The organism is Streptomyces sp. NPDC001407, from assembly GCF_042895325.1.
GTDB lineage: Bacteria > Actinomycetota > Actinomycetes > Streptomycetales > Streptomycetaceae > Streptomyces.
On sequence record NZ_JBIAWF010000030.1, the window covers coordinates 1 to 17,453 of the forward strand.

Here is a 17,453-nt window from a genome sequence, read left to right on the forward strand (position 1 = left end):
CGGTTACATTCCGAACCCGGAAGCTAAGCCTTTCAGCGCCGATGGTACTGCATGGGGGACCGTGTGGGAGAGTAGGACGCCGCCGAACAAATTTTCAAAAAGCTCCGGTATCTGAACTTCTGTTCAGATACCGGAGCTTTTTTGTTTTCATGATGAAGTGCGCAGCGTCACTCCTCGTTAACGTCCTGCCGTCACCCTCCCTTCCATGGGGACAGTGGAGAGGCTCACGGCGGCGGGAATCGGTGCGGGGGACGAGGTCGTCGTGCCCTCGTACGCCACGGCAGGGGCCGCGGAGGCCGTTCGCCGGGCCGGTGCCGTGCCCACGTTCGCGGACATCGACCCGCACAGCCTCTGCCTCGACCCGGCCTCCGTGGCCGCCACCCTGACGCTGCGTACCGCGGCCGTGATGCCCGTTCATCTCTTCGGTCACCGCGCCGACCTGGAGGGATTGCGAGCCGTCGCCGCGGACCGGGGACTGCTCGTCATCGAATACGAGCCGCCGTGTCCGATGGACGAGGACACCAGGAGGCGGCGGGAGAACGCGGCCTTCCTGAACGCGCGGCTCACCGGCGTGCGGACACCTCCCGTGCGACCCGAACTCCCGCACAGCTACGGCTCGTACGTGGTGCGGGTGCCCGGCAACGGCCGGCCCGACCGGGACGCCTTCGCCCGGGCGCTCCGTGCCCGCCGGGTGCGCTGCCACGTGCCCGTACAGACGCCCGTGCACCGGACCGCCGCGTTCCGGCGGGAGTTGTGGCTCGCGGAGACGGAGCGTGCCGCCGACGAATGCCTCGCGCTGCCCGTGGACGCGTCGACGACGCAGCGGGAACTGCACCGGATGGTGTCCGCGTGCAACGCGCTCGGCGGGCTGTTGAAGGTGGCCGCTTGAGGGCCGGCTGACGGAGCGACCGGGTGGTCAAAAGGACGTGCGAACGTCGGGTATGCTTTATCTCGTTGCCGGCCCCAATAGCTCAGTCGGCAGAGCGTCTCCATGGTAAGGAGAAGGTCTACGGTTCGATTCCGTATTGGGGCTCCATAAAGAAAAGGCCCCCGCCGTTCGGCGGGGGCCTTTTCGCTGTCCTGGCGGACTCACTCCTCGTGCAGGCCGGGCACGCGCATCGCCAGGATCGCCATGTCGTCCGAGGCGGGTTCGGCGGCGAAGCGCTCGACGGCGCGCAGGATGCGTGCGGCGACCGCGCCCGCCGTGAGGCCCGTACAGTTCGACAGCACGTCGCTCAGGCCGTCGTCGCCCAGCATGCGGGCGCCCTCGCGGCGCTCCGTCACGCCGTCCGTGACGCACAGCAGGACGTCGCCCGGGTCGAGCGTGACCGTCTGCTCGTACAGCTCCAGGTCCTCCATGACACCCAGCAGCGGCTGGGGATCCGCCGCGGGCTCCACCGTGCCGTCCGGGCGCAGGCGCAGGGGCAGCGGGTGCCCGGCGCAGACGACCTTGAGGATCGCGCTGCCGTCCTCCTGCGGCCACAGCTCGCCGTACAGGAGGGTCAGGAAGCGGCTGCGGGCGCCCTCGTCGAGGATGGCGGCGTTGAGCCGCTCCAGGACGGCCGGGCCGCCGTAGCCCTCGCGGGCGAGGAGGCGCAGTGCGTGCCGGGCGAGGCCGGTGACGGCAGCGGCCTCCGGGCCCGTGCCGCAGACGTCGCCGATCGCGAAGCCGTAGGCGCCGTCACGGATCGGGAAGAGGTCGTAGAAGTCGCCGCCGACCTCATTGCCCTCGCCGGCCGCGCGGTAGATGACGTCGACCTCGACACCGGCCACGTGCGGCAGCTCCGGCGGCAGCAGGCTGCGCTGGAGGGACTGGCTGATGGCCGTGCGCTCGCTGTAGAGGCGGGCGTTGTCGAGGGCCAGCGCCGCCCGGCGGGAGAGATCCTCGGCGAGCTCCAGGATCTCCTGGCGGAAGTGGTCGTCGGTGGGCTTGCCGAGCGTGAGCATGCCGATGACGCGGTTGCGGGCCACGAGCGGCAGCACGACCGTCTCGCCGCCGACGGCGGCCGCCGTGGCGAGCGAGGTGCTCGGCCCGGCGGTCCGGGTGATGTCGGCCAGCCCCAGGCTGCGCAGGGAGCTGCGCAGCGCCGCGGAGTGGGCGGCCTCGGCGGGCGCCGTCCAGACGCGGGCGCCGGGCGTGGGGACGGGCTCCGGCGGCGCGAGCTTGCCGAGGAGGGTCTTGAGGCCGTCGATGCGGTCCTCGTCCTCGTGCAGGACGTAGGAGAGCTCGGGGTCGGAGGCGGGATCGGCGACGGTGTAGACGGCGCACCAGGTGGCCAGCGTGGGCACGGTCATCTGGGCCATCAGCGCCAGCGTCTGGTCGCGGTCCAGGGTGCCCGCGAGCAGATCGGACGCCTCCACGAGGAAGGAGAGCGAACCGCGGCGCAGACGTTCGAGCTCGTTGAGCCGGGCCCGTTCGACCGCGAGGGCGATACGGTCTGCGGCGAACTGGAGCCGCAGGGCCTCTTCGTTGGTGTAGCGTCCGGGAGCCTCGGCGGCCACGCCGAGCGAGCCGGTGAGACGGCCCTCGACCTTGAGGGGGACGGTGACGACGGAGCGCATGCCGGTGTCGGCCAGCAGGGGCACGGCACCGGGGATGACGGCGAGGTCCTCGTGGACCGCGGGCATCCGGGCCGAGCCATAGCGGCCCGTGCCCGCCTCGACGGGGACGCGGGCGAAGCGCTGGCGGGCGGACGGGAGACCGGTGGAGGCGCGGACCTCCAGCTCGGTCTCGTCGTCGGTGGCCAGCAGCAGATAGGCCGCGTCCCCGTCGAGCATGTCGCGGGCGCGCTCGACCGTGCGCTGGAGGAGGCCGTCGAGATCGTCGGGGGCCGGGGAGCCGATGAAGACCTCGAAGGGGTCCGTGGCGTTGCCGCGCTCGCCTGTGCCGGCGTCCACCGAGGGGGAGCGCTGGAGGCTCTGGAGCACCGCGCGCTCGTCCTCCCGCACGAGCAGGCAGACCGTGGAGGGCGCGCCCTCGTTGTCCCGGACGCGCAGGTGGGAGGCGTAGACCGGGGTGATGCGGCCGTCGGCGTCCCTTATGCCGTACGAGCCTTCCCAGCGGGAGAGGCGCAGGGCCTCGGCGATGCCGGTGGAGGTGCCGGGGGTGTGCGGCCAGGCGGCGAAGTCCGTGAGGGGCTTGCCGGTGACCTGGTCGGCGGGGAAGCCGAACATGGCCTGGGCGTCGTCGTTCCAGGCGCTGATGACGCCGCCGCGGTCGATCTGGACGACGGCGACGCGGACGCGGGTGTCGGCGACGGGCAGGGCCTCCGCGGGGAGCGCGGGGCCCGCGGAGCGGGTGCCGGCCGGGCGGTCGGGCAGGTCGAGCTGGAACCACACCTGTTTGTGGGTGCTGCTGTACTCGACGCCCCAGCGGGTCGCGAGCGCCGCGCACAGGAGCAGGCCGCGGCCGCCCTCCCGGTCCACGCCGCCGAGCCGGTGCGCGGAGCTCTGGAGCGGCAGCTCGCGGTCGGGGTAGTGGTCGGCGACCTCGACGCGTACGCCGGTGTCCGTGCGCATGCACAGGACGTCGGCGGCGGTGCCGGCGTGGACGACGGCGTTGGTGACGAGTTCGCTGGTCAGGACGACGGCGTCGTCGATGATGTCGGGGAAGCCCCAGCCCTGGAGAGTGTCCCGGACGAAGGCGCGGGCGGAGGCGACCGAGCGTCCGACCGGCTCGAAGGTGGCGGCAGCCCGCGCGGTGATCACAGCACTCCCCATTGGCCTCTCATTGCTCCCCCGAGTCCTGTGCCCGTTTCCCATGTCCTCGATTCATCCGCCAGGCTAAACCGTCGGATCAAGTGGTGTGGACAGAGCTGTGTGTTTCGGGCGTGGACGCAGTCCGGCGGCCATGGGTGTTCTCCGCGAGGGAACACGCGCGGCCGCCGGGTCGTGGTCGGCGATGGAGGACATCGCGCGATGCGCGGATGCCGCCGGACTGTGGTGGCCCTCCCCGGATCCGAAAAGACCGGGGCTTCTCGCGAGCCTCGCGGCTGTGACGAAGGACAAGCCCTGCCCTGTGGGATCAAACGAGACCCGGGCAGCATGGTTACGTTCCTAGTGGCGAACCCCTCGGTGCCGGGGGTGAAACACTGGGAAAGACTGAAACGGAAGCCCGACGAGGATGATCGAACCCAGCGGGAGGGACACGGTGGAGTCTGGCGCAGCGGCGCGGGGCGTGAGCACGCGCGCGAAGGGCGGACGGTCCCGGGCCAATGGGACGACGGAAGTGGACACGGCGGCCCTGAACCGACTGCTGTCGGCTCTCTCCGCGATGCGTGACGGGAACTTCCGCAAGCGGCTGACGGTCGCCGGTGACGGCGTGATGGCCGAGATCGCGGCGGTGTTCAACGACGTCGCCGACCGCAATATGCAGCTCACGGGCGAGCTGGCGCGGGTGCGCCGGGTGGTCGGGCGTGAGGGGAAGCTCACGGAGCGGCTGGAGGTCGGGGCCTGCGAGGGGGCGTGGGCGGCGGCGATCGACGCGTCCAACGCCCTGGTCGACGACCTCGTCCGGCCGGTGTCCGAGGTGGGCCGGGTGCTGTCGGCGGTGGCCGAGGGCGACCTGGAGCAGCGGATGGACCTGCGGTCGCAAGGGGCGGACGGGGCCGCGCATCCGCTGCGGGGCGAGTTCCTCAAGGTGGGGCGCACCGTCAACGGCCTCGTGGACCAGCTGTCGGCGTTCACCGACGAGGTGACGCGGGTGGCGAGCGAGGTCGGCACGGAGGGCAAGCTGGGCGGGCAGGCCCGGGTCCGCGGGATGTCGGGTTCGTGGAAGGACCTCACGGATTCCGTCAACACCATGGCGTCCCGGCTCACTGCTCAGGTGCGGGACATCGCTCTGGTGACGACGGCCGTCGCGAAGGGCGATCTCTCCCGGAAGGTCACGGTCCATGTGGCCGGGGAGATGCTCGAGCTGAAGAACACCGTCAACACGATGGTCGACCAGCTGTCGTCGTTCGCCTCCGAGGTGACGCGGGTCGCCCGTGAGGTGGGTACGGAGGGCGAGCTGGGCGGTCAGGCGCAGGTGCCCGGTGTCGCGGGCGTCTGGAAGGACCTGACCGACTCCGTCAACCTCATGGCGGGCAATCTGACCGCCCAGGTGCGGGGGATCGCGCAGGTCACCACGGCGGTCGCGAACGGCGACCTGTCGCAGAAGGTGACGGTGAGCGCGCGCGGCGAGGTCGCGCAACTGGCCGAGACGATCAACCAGATGACGGAGACGCTGCGGACCTTCGCCGACGAGGTCACGCGGGTGGCCAGCGAGGTCGGTGCCGACGGCCTGCTGGGCGGTCAGGCGCAGGTGCCGGGTGCCGCGGGCACCTGGAAGGACCTCACCGATTCGGTGAACACCGCCTTCCGCAACGTCACCACGCAGGTGCGGGACATCGCGCAGGTGACGACGGCGGTGGCCAACGGTGACCTCGGCCAGAAGGTCACCGTCGATGTGTCCGGCGAGATGCTGGAGTTGAAGAACACCGTCAACACGATGGTCGACCAGCTCTCGGCGTTCGGCGCCGAAGTGACGCGTGTGGCACGGGAGATCGGTGTCGAGGGTGAACTCGGCGGCCAGGCGGCGGTTCCCGGCGCGGCCGGCACCTGGAAGGACCTCACCGATTCGGTGAACACCGCCTTCCGCAACCTCACCGGGCAGGTGCGCAACATCGCCCAGGTGACCACGGCGGTGGCCAACGGCGACCTCTCGCAGAAGGTCACCGTCGACGTCTCCGGCGAGATGCTCCAGCTGAAGAACACCGTCAACACCATGGTCGACCAGCTGTCCTCGTTCGCCGACCAGGTGACCCGGATGGCCCGCGACGTGGGCACCGAGGGGCGGCTCGGCGGGCAGGCCCGGGTGGACGGCGTCAGCGGCACCTGGAAGGAGCTCACCGACTCGGTCAACTTCATGGCCGGGAACCTCACTTCGCAGGTCCGGCAGATCGCCCAGGTGACGACGGCGGTCGCGCGCGGTGACCTCTCGCAGAAGATCGACGTGGATGCCCGGGGCGAGATCCTGGAGCTGAAGAACACCATCAACACGATGGTCGACCAGCTCTCCGCCTTCGCCGAGCAGGTGACCAGGGTCGCCCGCGAGGTCGGCACGGACGGGCGGCTCGGCGGCCAGGCACAGGTGCCGGGCGTGGCCGGGGTGTGGCGCGATCTGACCGACTCCGTCAACGGCATGGCGGGGAACCTGACCGCCCAGGTGCGCAACATCGCGGGCGTCGCCACCGCGGTGGCCCGGGGTGACCTGTCGCAGAAGATCGACGTGGACGCGCGGGGCGAGATCCTGGAGCTGAAGAACACCCTCAACACGATGGTGGACCAGCTCTCCTCGTTCGCCGACCAGGTGACGCGCGTGGCCCGTGAGGTGGGCACCGAGGGCATCCTCGGCGGTCAGGCGGAGGTGCAGGGTGTCTCCGGCACCTGGAAGGACCTGACCCAGTCCGTCAACTTCATGGCGAACAACCTCACCTCCCAGGTGCGCAACATCGCCGAGGTGACGACGGCGGTCGCCAAGGGCGACCTCTCGAAGAAGATCACGGTCGACGCGAAGGGCGAGATCCTCGAACTGGTCACCACCGTGAACACGATGGTGGACCAGCTGTCGGACTTCGCCGAGCAGGTCACGCGGGTGGCCCGCGAGGTGGGCACCGAGGGGCAGCTGGGCGGCCAGGCGCGGGTGCGCGACGTCACCGGCATCTGGAAGGACCTCAGCGACAACGTCAACCTGATGGCCAACAACCTCACCAGTCAGGTCCGCAACATCTCGCAGGTCGCGGCCGCGGTCGCCAACGGTGACCTGACGAAGAAGGTGACGGTCGAGGCGCGCGGCGAGGTCGCGCAGCTGGCCGACACGGTCAACACCATGGTGACGACGCTGTCCTCCTTCGCGGACGAGGTCACGCGCGTGGCGCGCGAGGTCGGCACCGACGGCATCCTCGGCGGCCAGGCGCGGGTGCTGGGCGTCAGCGGGACGTGGAAGGACCTCACCGAGTCCGTGAACTCGATGGCGTCCAACCTGACCGGCCAGGTCCGCAACATCGCGATGGTGACCACCGCCATCGCCCAGGGCGACCTGACCAAGAAGATCGACATCGACGCGCGCGGCGAGATCCTCCAGCTCAAGACCACCATCAACACCATGGTCGACCAGCTGTCGTCCTTCGCCGACCAGGTGACCCGGGTGGCCCGCGAGGTGGGCACGGAGGGCCAGCTGGGCGGTCAGGCGCGGGTGCGCGACGTGGACGGCACCTGGCGCGACCTCACCGAGTCGGTGAACGAGATGGCCGGGAACCTCACCCGGCAGGTCCGGGCCATCGCCGAGGTCGCCACCGCGGTGACCCGCGGCGACCTCAACCTCAAGATCGACGTGGACGCGGCCGGCGAGATCCTGGAGCTCCAGGACAACATCAACACGATGATCGCCAACCTCCGCGAGACCACGCTCGCCAACAAGGAGCAGGACTGGCTCAAGGGCAACCTCGCCCGGATCTCCGGCCTGATGCAGGGCCGCCGCGATCTGGAGGACGTCGCTGGGCTCATCATGAGCGAGCTGACGCCGGTGGTCTCCGCGCAGCACGGCGCGTTCTTCCTGGCCATGCCGACGGGCGGCCAGCCGGCCGAGGGCGAGGACGCGTACGAGCTGCGGATGCTCGGTTCCTACGGCTACTCGATGGGTTCGATGCCCACCTCCTTCCGGCCGGGCGAGTCGCTCATCGGCACCGCCGCGCAGGAGAAGCGGACGATCCTGGTGGAGAACGTCCCACCGGGCTATCTGAAGATCGCCTCCGGCCTGGGGGAGGCGCCGCCCGCGCACGTGATCGTGCTGCCGGTGCTGTTCGAGGGGCAGGTGCTCGGTGTGATCGAGCTGGCGTCCTTCCAGCCGTTCGCGCAGATCCAGAAGGACTTCCTCAACCAGATCGCCGAGATGATCGGCACGAGCGTCAACACCATCAGCGTCAACACCAAGACGGAGGTACTGCTCAAGCAGTCGCAGGAGCTGACGGAGCAACTGCGCGAGCGGTCGGCGGAGTTGGAGAACCGGCAGAAGGCGCTGGAGATCTCCAACGCCGAGCTGGAGGAGAAGTCCGAGCGCCTCGCCCGGCAGAACCGCGACATCGAGGTCAAGAACACCGAGATCGAGGAGGCCCGGCAGGTCCTGGAGGAGCGCGCCGAGCAGCTCGCCGTCTCGATGCGCTACAAGTCCGAGTTCCTGGCCAACATGTCGCACGAGCTGCGCACGCCGCTCAACTCGCTGCTGATCCTCGCGAAACTGCTCGCCGACAACGCGGAGGGCAACCTCTCGCCGAAGCAGGTGGAGTTCGCGGAGACCATCCACGGCGCGGGCTCGGACCTGCTCCAGCTCATCAACGACATCCTGGACCTGTCCAAGGTCGAGGCGGGCAAGATGGACGTCAGCCCGACCCGTATCGCCCTGGTGCAGCTCGTCGACTATGTGGAGGCCACCTTCCGGCCGCTGACGGCGGAGAAGGGGCTCGACTTCTCCGTACGGGTCTCGCCGGAGCTCCCGGCGACGCTGCACACGGACGAACAGCGACTGCTCCAGGTGCTGCGCAACCTCCTGTCGAACGCGGTGAAGTTCACCGACACCGGCGCCGTCGAGCTCGTCATCCGCCCGGCGGGCGGGGACGTGCCGGACAGCATCCGGGAGCAGCTGCTGGAGGCGGGCTCGCTGCGCGACGCCGACGGTGACGTGATCGCCTTCTCGGTCACGGACACCGGCATCGGCATCGCGGCGAGCAAGATGCGGGTGATCTTCGAGGCGTTCAAGCAGGCGGACGGCACCACCAGCCGCAAGTACGGCGGTACGGGCCTCGGGCTGTCCATCAGCCGGGAGATCGCCCGGTTGCTCGGCGGTGAGATCCACGCGGCGAGCGAGCCGGGCCGTGGCTCCACCTTCACCCTCTACCTCCCGCTCAACACGGGTGAGCTGCCGCCGCAGGGCTATCCGCAGCTCACGCCGGGCACTCACGGCCTCGCCGCGGCGGAGCCGGCGGGCGGTGCGGGCGACCACGAGGCACCGGCAGCGGCCGAGCCCGCGCGCGGGGCGGCCGGGCTCTTCCTGCGCCGCCAGCGCGCCGCACAGGCGGCGGGACAGTGGCCCGCGCTGTCGGGACCGGCGTCCACAGGGGCGCAGGCGCCGGCGGCCCAGCCGCCGTCGGTCCCGGAGGAGGGCTCCTGGCTGAACGAACCGTCCGGTGACGCAGAGCAACCGTCGAGCCACGGCTTCGGCAAGGGCTTCGGAGGGACCTTCCACGGCGAGAAGGTGCTGATCGTCGACGACGACATCCGCAATGTGTTCGCCCTCACGAGCGTCCTGGAGCAGCACGGCCTGTCGGTGCTCTACGCGGAGAACGGCCGCGAGGGGATCGAGGTCCTGGAGCAGCACGACGACGTCGTGGTGGTCCTGATGGACATCATGATGCCGGAGATGGACGGCTACGCCACGACGGCCGCGATCCGCAGGATGCCGCAGTTCGCGGGCCTGCCCATCATCGCGCTGACCGCCAAGGCGATGAAGGGCGACCGGGAGAAGAGCATCGACGCCGGGGCCTCCGACTACGTCACCAAGCCGGTCGACACGGATCACCTGCTGACGGTGATGGAGCAGTGGATGCGCGGTGAGTGACGGGTAACCGGACTGTTCCCGCCCACCTGTTGACAGACTGGGCCCGAAGACGTGTGGGAGCACGGGATTCGGGGAACCTTCTGGTCCCCCGCCACGTTTCCGCTACGTGCACAGTGACATCGCGGTGACAGGGTGTGGCGACCGGCAGGGTGCGGCTACCATGACCGGCACAAGGACGGGCGGCGCAAGGGAGTCGTCCCCTGGGGCGGCGCCCGGTGCTTCCCCCGGCTCTGCGAGCTGGGGAGACCCCAAGCCGGGACGAGGAGGACGGGGCATGGTTCAGAAGGCCAAGATCCTCCTGGTCGATGACCGGCCGGAAAATCTGCTGGCGCTGGAGGCGATCCTCTCGGCGCTCGATCAGACACTGGTACGGGCATCGTCAGGGGAGGAAGCGCTCAAGGCGCTGCTGACGGACGACTTCGCAGTGATCCTGCTGGATGTCCAGATGCCTGGCATGGACGGTTTCGAGACCGCCGCGCACATCAAGCGGCGGGAGCGGACCCGGGACATCCCGATCATCTTCCTCACCGCCATCAACCACGGCCCGCACCACACCTTCCGCGGGTACGCGGCGGGTGCCGTGGACTACATCTCCAAGCCGTTCGACCCGTGGGTGCTGCGTGCCAAGGTCTCGGTCTTCGTCGAGCTGTACATGAAGAACTGCCAGCTGCGCGAGCAGGCCGCGCTGTTGCGCCTCCAGCTGGAGAGCGGGCAGGGCCGGGCCGGCGCGGTGGCGCCCCAGGAGCCGGCGGGGCTGCTCGCCGAGCTCTCCGCGCGCCTCGCCGCCGTGGAGGAGCAGGCCGAGGCGCTCACCAAGCAGCTCGACGAGTCGGCCGACGCGGCGGCCGTCGCCACCGCCGCCCACCTGGAGCGCAAACTCACGGGCCTGCGGCGGGCGCTGGACGCCCTGGAGCCCGGCACCGGCAGCGGCGCCAGCCCGCTTCCCTCGCCCAGCTGACCCCCTGACGCCACGTCACCCCCGGCGCCGCCGGAGCGCGACACGAATGGGTGAACGCATGGGCGCAGGTGTCCCTCGCGTCCGTCGACGGTAACCTCGGCACCATGGCCTCACGTACGTCCGGCAAGGGTTCCCAGAGCACGGCGGGCAACTCGAAGCAGCGCGCCGGACGCTCCGGGAGCGCCGCCAAGAAGGCGCCCGCGAAAAAAGCGGCGCCGAAGCCCGCGGGCAAGGCACCCGCCAAGAAGGCGGCAGCGCCGCGCAAGGCGCCTGCCAAGAAGGCCGTCGCCAAGAAGGCGGCGCCCAAGCGCGCGCCGTCCGCGACCGGTGGCGTCTACCGCCTCGTGCGGGCCGTCTGGCTCGGTGTGGCGCACGCCGTCGGCGCGCTCTTCCGCGGCGTCGGCCGGGGGGCGAAGAACCTCGACCCGGCACACCGCAAGGACGGCCAGGCGCTGCTGCTCCTCGGCCTCGCCCTGATCGTCGCGGCGGGCACCTGGTCCAACCTCCAGGGCCCGGTCGGCGAGCTGGTGCAGATGCTCATCACCGGCGCGTTCGGCCGCCTGGACCTCGTCGTTCCGATACTCCTCGGCGTCATCGCGATCCGGCTGATCCGCCATCCCGAACGGCCCGAGGCCAACGGGCGGATCGTGATCGGCCTGTCCGCGCTGGTGATCGGCGTCCTCGGGCAGGTCCACGTGGCCTGCGGCTCGCCGGGCCGGGGCGACGGCGAGGAGGCCCTGCGCAACGCCGGCGGCCTGATCGGCTGGGTCGCCGCCGAGCCCCTGATCGTCACAGTCGGCGAGGTGCTGGCGGTCCCCCTGCTCGTCCTGCTGACCGTCTTCGGACTGCTGGTGGTCACGGCCACCCCGGTCAACACCATCCCGCAGCGGCTGCGCAGACTGGGGATCAGGCTCGGGGTGATCGAGCCCCTGCCGGGGGAGTACGAGGCCGAGCCGGAGTACGCGGAGTACGACGACGAGTGGCGCGGGGCCCCCGCCAGGCGGCCCCGCCGCGCCGCCGCGGCCCCTACGGACGTGGAGAGCGCCGAGGAGGAGGCCCTCGGCAGGCGCCGTCGGCCGCGCTCCGTGCAGCCCCCGGCGGACCGGCCGCTGGACGCCATCGACGTGGCCGCGGCGGCCGCCGCCTCGCTGGACGGGGCGGTGCTGCACGGGGTGCAGCCGTCGCCGCTCGTCGCCGGGCTCAGCAGCGGCATCTCCACCGAGCGGGACTCCGGGACGGAGCACGTCCCGCAGGCCGGCGGCGAGCGCTCCGGCGCGGTGCCGGGCGCGCGCGGCACCGCGAAGGCCGGTGCGGGCAAGCCCGCCGGCGTCCCGGACCTCACCAAGGCCGCGCCCGAGCCCCCGCAGGGGCTGCCCGCCCGCGCCGAGCAGCTCCAGCTGTCCGGCGACATCACCTACGCGCTGCCCTCGCTGGAGCTGCTGGAGCGCGGCGGCCCGGGCAAGGCCCGCAGCGCGGCCAACGACGCCATAGTGGCCGCGCTGACGAACGTCTTCGCCGAGTTCAAGGTCGACGCCGCCGTCACCGGCTTCACCCGCGGCCCGACGGTCACGCGCTACGAGGTCGAGCTGGGCCCGGCCGTCAAGGTCGAGCGGATCACCGCCCTCGCCAAGAACATCGCCTACGCCGTCGCCAGCCCGGACGTACGGATCATCAGCCCGATCCCCGGCAAGTCCGCGGTCGGCATCGAGATCCCCAACACCGACCGCGAGATGGTCAACCTGGGCGACGTGCTGCGGCTGGCGGACGCCGCCGGTGACGAGCACCCGATGCTCGTCGCGCTGGGCAAGGACGTCGAGGGCGGCTACGTGATGGCCAATCTGACGAAGATGCCGCACGTCCTGGTCGCCGGAGCCACCGGTTCCGGAAAGTCCTCCTGCATCAACTGTCTGATCACGTCGGTGATGATCCGGGCCACCCCCGAAGACGTGCGCATGGTCCTGATCGACCCCAAGCGCGTCGAGCTGACCGCCTACGAGGGCATCCCGCACCTGATCACGCCGATCATCACCAACCCCAAGCGGGCCGCGGAGGCCCTCCAGTGGGTCGTCCGCGAGATGGACCTGCGCTACGACGACCTGGCGGCGTTCGGCTTCCGGCACATCGACGACTTCAACGCGGCCGTGCGCAGCGGCAAGGTCAAGCCACCGGAGGGCAGCGGCCGCGAGCTGTCGCCGTACCCGTACCTGCTGGTGATCGTCGACGAGCTCGCGGACCTGATGATGGTCGCCCCGCGGGACGTCGAGGACTCGATCGTCCGCATCACCCAGCTCGCGCGGGCCGCCGGCATCCACCTCGTGCTCGCCACCCAGCGGCCGTCCGTCGACGTCGTCACCGGCCTGATCAAGGCGAACGTGCCCTCCCGGCTCGCCTTCGCCACCTCCTCGCTCGCCGACAGCCGGGTCATCCTCGACCAGCCGGGCGCCGAGAAGCTGATCGGCAAGGGCGACGGCCTCTTCCTGCCCATGGGCGCGGGCAAGCCCGTCCGCATGCAGGGCGCCTTCGTGACGGAGGCCGAGGTCGCGGGGGTCGTCCAGCACTGCAAGGACCAGATGGCGCCCGTCTTCCGTGACGACGTCACCGTCGGCACCGCGAAGAAGAAGGAGATCGACGAGGACATCGGCGACGACCTGGACCTGCTGTGCCAGGCCGCCGAGCTGGTCGTCTCCACGCAGTTCGGCTCCACCTCGATGCTCCAGCGGAAACTGCGTGTGGGATTCGCCAAGGCGGGCAGACTCATGGATCTGATGGAGTCGCGCAACATCGTGGGCCCGAGCGAGGGTTCCAAGGCCCGCGATGTGCTGGTCAAGCCGGACGAGCTGGACGCGGTCCTCACGGTGATCCGTGGGGGCGGGGGGTCCTAGCCGGTCCCGGGCACCCGCGGGGCCCCGGGCACGGCGTCGCCCACCGGAGGCCGGGAAACCCCCGGAAGAGGAGCCGGCCGACCGTTTCCCTCGGCGGTGCGCCGAGTTGAGGAGAGGGGGGCCGGGCCGATGTCCCACCATCGGCGTCCGAGAGTCATCTGATGGCGTACAAAGTCCGTCTTTCCGCTTGCCCGATGATTTCGCGTCCCCCCTAGACTGAACCTCCAGCAGGTGGCTACACGCTCGAAAGGCGCCCTCGTGTCCATCGGCAACTCTCCCGCGGACGACGTTCCCGCGGACGACGACCGGCCTTCCATCGGCCAGGCCCTCCAGCAGGCTCGTACCAGCGCAGGACTGACCGTCGAAGAGGTCAGTTCGACCACCCGAGTGCGGATTCCGATCGTCCACGCCATCGAGCAGGACGACTTCTCGCGCTGCGGCGGCCACGTCTACGCCCGGGGGCACATCCGCGTGCTGGCCGGCACCGTCGGCCTGGACCCGGCGGAGCTGCTCGCGCAGTACGCCGCGCAGTACGGCGGGCGCCCGGCACCGACCCCCGCGGCGCCGCTGTTCGACGCCGAGCGCATCCGGCCCGAACCCCGGCGGCCCAACTGGACGGCCGCCATGGTCGCCGCGATCGTCGCCGTCGTCGGCTTCGTGGGGTTCACCCTCTTCAACGGCGGCGCGAAGAGCTCGGGCGACTCCGTCGCCGCCGACTCGCCCTCCGCCAAGCCTCCGGCGTCCCCGAGCGCGAAGGCCCCGCCGGCCAAGCCCGCCGACCCCAAGCCGGAGCAGTCCGGGAGCGCCGTCGCCGGCGTCCCCGCCAACATGGTCACCGTCAAGCTCACCGGCCAGAACGGCCAGACCTGGATGTCCGCCAAGGACCACAACGGCAAGCTGCTGGAGGAGGGCGTGCTCAAGCAGGGCGACTCCAAGACCTTCACCGACAACAAGCGCATCGACCTGGTGCTGGGCAACGCCGGAGCGGTCCAGCTCTTCGTGAACGGCAAGCAGGTGAAGAATCTGCCGGACGACGGCAAGGTCCAGCGCCTGAGCTACACCAGGGGAGACCCGGTCGCGGGCTGAGGCACCGGCCGGGCAGCCGCCCGCCGGCGGCCCGCACGGTGCGAAAGCGCCGGTGGGAGACGGCGCGGCGCGCCGCCGGGTGACCATCCTCTCGGTACTCGTCGCCACTCGGCAGCGGATGCGGCCCCGGGACAAAGTAGGCTGAGCCCTATGCCCGAACGCCGTACCGTCGCTCTTGTCACACTTGGCTGCGCCCGTAACGAGGTGGACTCGGAGGAGCTGGCAGGCCGCTTGGCGGCGGATGGCTGGGACCTCGTCGAGGACGCCGCCGACGCCGATGTGGCCGTAGTCAACACTTGTGGTTTCGTCGAGGCCGCCAAGAAGGACTCCGTCGACGCCCTCCTCGAAGCAAACGATCTCAAGACCGCGTCCACCGACGGCCGTGGCGGCCGCACCCAGGCCGTGGTCGCCGTCGGCTGCATGGCCGAGCGGTACGGCAAGGAGCTGGCCGAGGCGCTGCCCGAGGCCGACGGCGTGCTCGGTTTCGACGACTACGCCGACATCTCCGACCGGCTCCAGACCATCCTCTCCGGTGGCGTCCACGCCTCCCACACCCCGCGCGACCGCCGCAAGCTGCTGCCGATCAGCCCCGCCGAGCGGCAGACCGCCGCGGTGGCGCTGCCCGGTCACGCCCAGGGCGGCCAGGCGCCCGCCGAGGAGCCGCCGGCCGACCTCCCGGAGGGCCTCGCCCCGGCCTCCGGCCCGCGCGCGCCGCTGCGCCGCAGGCTCGGCAGCAGCCCCGTCGCCTCGGTGAAGCTCGCCTCCGGCTGCGACCGCCGGTGCTCCTTCTGCGCCATCCCGTCCTTCCGCGGCTCGTTCATCTCCCGCCGTCCCTCCGACGTGCTGGGCGAGACGCGCTGGCTCGCGGAGCAGGGCGTGAAGGAGATCATGCTGGTCTCCGAGAACAACACCTCCTACGGCAAGGACCTGGGCGACATCCGCCTCCTGGAGACGCTGCTGCCGGAGCTCGCGGCCGTGGACGGCCTGGAGCGCGTCCGCGTCAGCTACCTCCAGCCCGCGGAGATGCGGCCGGGCCTGATCGACGTGCTGACGTCGACGGACAAGGTCGCGCCGTACTTCGACCTGTCCTTCCAGCACTCCGCGCCGGGTGTGCTGCGCGCGATGCGCCGCTTCGGCGACACCGACCGCTTCCTGGAGCTGCTCGACCAGATCCGCTCCAAGGCCCCGCAGGCGGGTGCCCGCTCCAACTTCATCGTCGGCTTCCCCGGTGAGACCGAGGAGGACGTGGCCGAGCTGGAGCGCTTCCTGTCGGGTGCGCGCCTGGACGCGATCGGCGTCTTCGGCTACTCCGACGAGGACGGCACCGAGGCCGCCACCTACGACGACAAGCTCGACCCGGAGGTCGTCGCGGAGCGGCTGGAGCGCGTCTCCCGGCTGGCCGAGGAGCTTACCGCGCAGCGCGCGGAGGAGCGGCTCGGAGAGACCATGGAGGTACTCGTCGACCGGATCGACGAGGAGGACGGCGTGCTCGGCCGGGCCGCCCACCAGGCGCCCGAGACGGACGGCCAGGTGCGGCTCGTCACCGACCGGGAGTTCGCTCCCGGCAGCATGGTGGTGGCCAAGGTGGTGGCGACCGAGGGCGTGGACCTCGTCGCCGAGCCCCTGGGCGACGGAGGGTGTACCGAGGAGGCGGCCAGATGACCGGAATCCCGGCCTCCGCTGCCGGAGGCCATGCCCCGGCATCGACCATGCGACCGGCCGGGTTGTGGAACATCGCCAACATCCTCACCATGGTGCGGCTGCTGCTCGTGCCCGGGTTCGTGCTGCTGATGCTCCACGGCGGCGGTTACGACCCGGCCTGGCGCTCGTTCGCCTGGGCCGCGTTCGCCGTCGCCATGATCACGGACCTGTTCGACGGCCACCTGGCCCGGATGTACAACCTGGTCACCGACTTCGGCAAGATCGCCGACCCGATCGCCGACAAGGCGATCATGGGCGCGGCGCTGATCTGCCTGTCCTCGCTCCACGACCTGCCGTGGTGGGTCACGGGAGTGATCCTCTTCCGCGAGATCGGCATCACGCTGATGCGGTTCTGGGTCATCAGGCACGGCGTCATCCCGGCCAGCCGCGGCGGCAAGATGAAGACGCTCGCCCAGGGCGTGGCGGTGGGGATGTACATCCTCGCGCTGACCGGGCCGTTGGCCACTGCCCGCTTCTGGGTGATGGCGGTGGCCGTGGCGTTGACCGTGTTCACCGGCCTCGACTACGTACGCCAGGCCGTCGTGCTGCGCAGAGCCGGGCTGGCCGCACAGCTCGAACGGGCCGGCCGGGACGCCGTGCGATGAGCGCGGCCGAGGACGGCGTCCTGGCGGTGGCCGCGGCGGTCCTGGCCGCCCTGGAGGAGCGCGGCCTGACGGTGGCGGCCGCCGAATCGCTCACCGGCGGCCTGGTCTCGGCCTGGCTGACCGAGACGCCGGGCGCCTCCCGCACGGTGCGCGGCTCGGTCACGGCGTACGCCTCCGAGGTGAAGCGCGACGTCCTGGGTGTGGACGGGGAACTGCTCGCCGAGCGCGGGGCCGTCGACGCTGACGTGGCGCGGCAGATGGCCATCGGCGTACGGGCGTTGCTCGGTGCCGACTGGGGCACGGCCACGACCGGGGTCGCCGGGCCGGAGCCGCAGGACGGCCGGCCGGTGGGTACGGTATTCGTCGCCGCCGCGGGGCCGGAAGGCCGCTCTGCCGTCAGGCAACTGGCGCTGACCGGTGACCGCAGGCACATCCGCGAGGAAAGCGTGCGGGCGGCGCTGCAACTGCTGCTGAGCGAACTGACAGAAAACGTGGGCGCAAAGGATACGGAACACAACGGGGGGAATTGATGTTTGCAGCCCTGAGTGAACACGACATAGCTCCCCGCA

Annotated in this window: 9 protein-coding genes, 1 tRNA gene and 1 rRNA gene; 10 read left to right on the top strand and 1 reads right to left on the bottom strand. The window is 70.9% G+C overall.

Annotation, left to right across the window (positions count from 1 at the left end; translation table 11 throughout):
* The 3 genes from rrf to ACFY1P_RS30660 form a co-directional block, all read left to right on the top strand.
* Positions 1 to 88 (top strand): 5S ribosomal RNA (gene rrf / locus ACFY1P_RS30650); the annotation flags it as partial.
* A 117-nt stretch (positions 89 to 205) separates the two neighbouring features.
* Positions 206 to 889, top strand: a complete 684-nt coding sequence (locus ACFY1P_RS30655; protein WP_390752471.1) for a DegT/DnrJ/EryC1/StrS family aminotransferase — start codon at positions 206 to 208, stop codon at positions 887 to 889.
* 71 nt (positions 890 to 960) lie between these two features.
* Positions 961 to 1,036 (top strand) — tRNA-Thr (locus tag ACFY1P_RS30660).
* Between the two features lie 53 nt (positions 1,037 to 1,089).
* Here the strand turns inward: ACFY1P_RS30660 and ACFY1P_RS30665 are convergent.
* Positions 1,090 to 3,708: a SpoIIE family protein phosphatase gene (locus tag ACFY1P_RS30665; RefSeq protein ID WP_361532579.1), complete on the bottom strand. Its 2,619-nt coding sequence runs from the start codon at positions 3,706 to 3,708 to the stop codon at positions 1,090 to 1,092.
* 442 nt (positions 3,709 to 4,150) lie between these two features.
* Between ACFY1P_RS30665 and ACFY1P_RS30670 the strand changes: the two genes are divergently transcribed.
* From ACFY1P_RS30670 to ACFY1P_RS30700, 7 genes are all read left to right on the top strand, one after another.
* Positions 4,151 to 9,652 (top strand): HAMP domain-containing protein, encoded by a 5,502-nt coding sequence (locus tag ACFY1P_RS30670; RefSeq protein ID WP_361532570.1) that lies wholly within the window; start codon positions 4,151 to 4,153, stop codon positions 9,650 to 9,652.
* A gap of 274 nt (positions 9,653 to 9,926) precedes the next feature.
* Positions 9,927 to 10,610, top strand: a complete 684-nt coding sequence (locus ACFY1P_RS30675) for a response regulator (RefSeq protein ID WP_361532573.1) — start codon at positions 9,927 to 9,929, stop codon at positions 10,608 to 10,610.
* Positions 10,611 to 10,714: 104 nt separating this feature from the next.
* Positions 10,715 to 13,492: a DNA translocase FtsK gene (locus ACFY1P_RS30680; RefSeq protein WP_390752472.1), complete on the top strand. Its 2,778-nt coding sequence runs from the start codon at positions 10,715 to 10,717 to the stop codon at positions 13,490 to 13,492.
* Positions 13,493 to 13,750: 258 nt separating this feature from the next.
* Entirely contained in the window at positions 13,751 to 14,578 is an 828-nt protein-coding gene (locus ACFY1P_RS30685; RefSeq protein WP_361533879.1) for a helix-turn-helix domain-containing protein, read from the top strand.
* Between the two features lie 150 nt (positions 14,579 to 14,728).
* Positions 14,729 to 16,240: a 30S ribosomal protein S12 methylthiotransferase RimO gene (gene rimO / locus ACFY1P_RS30690; protein WP_361533882.1), complete on the top strand. Its 1,512-nt coding sequence runs from the start codon at positions 14,729 to 14,731 to the stop codon at positions 16,238 to 16,240.
* A complete protein-coding gene (pgsA, locus tag ACFY1P_RS30695) occupies positions 16,237 to 16,884 on the top strand; it encodes a CDP-diacylglycerol--glycerol-3-phosphate 3-phosphatidyltransferase (protein ID WP_390752473.1) in 648 nt (215 codons plus the stop codon). Before rimO ends, pgsA begins: the two co-directional genes overlap by 4 nt.
* Positions 16,881 to 17,414, top strand: a complete 534-nt coding sequence (locus ACFY1P_RS30700) for a nicotinamide-nucleotide amidohydrolase family protein (protein WP_361533888.1) — start codon at positions 16,881 to 16,883, stop codon at positions 17,412 to 17,414. The genes pgsA and ACFY1P_RS30700 overlap by 4 nt, the downstream gene beginning before the upstream one ends.
* Positions 17,415 to 17,453 lie beyond the last annotated feature (39 nt).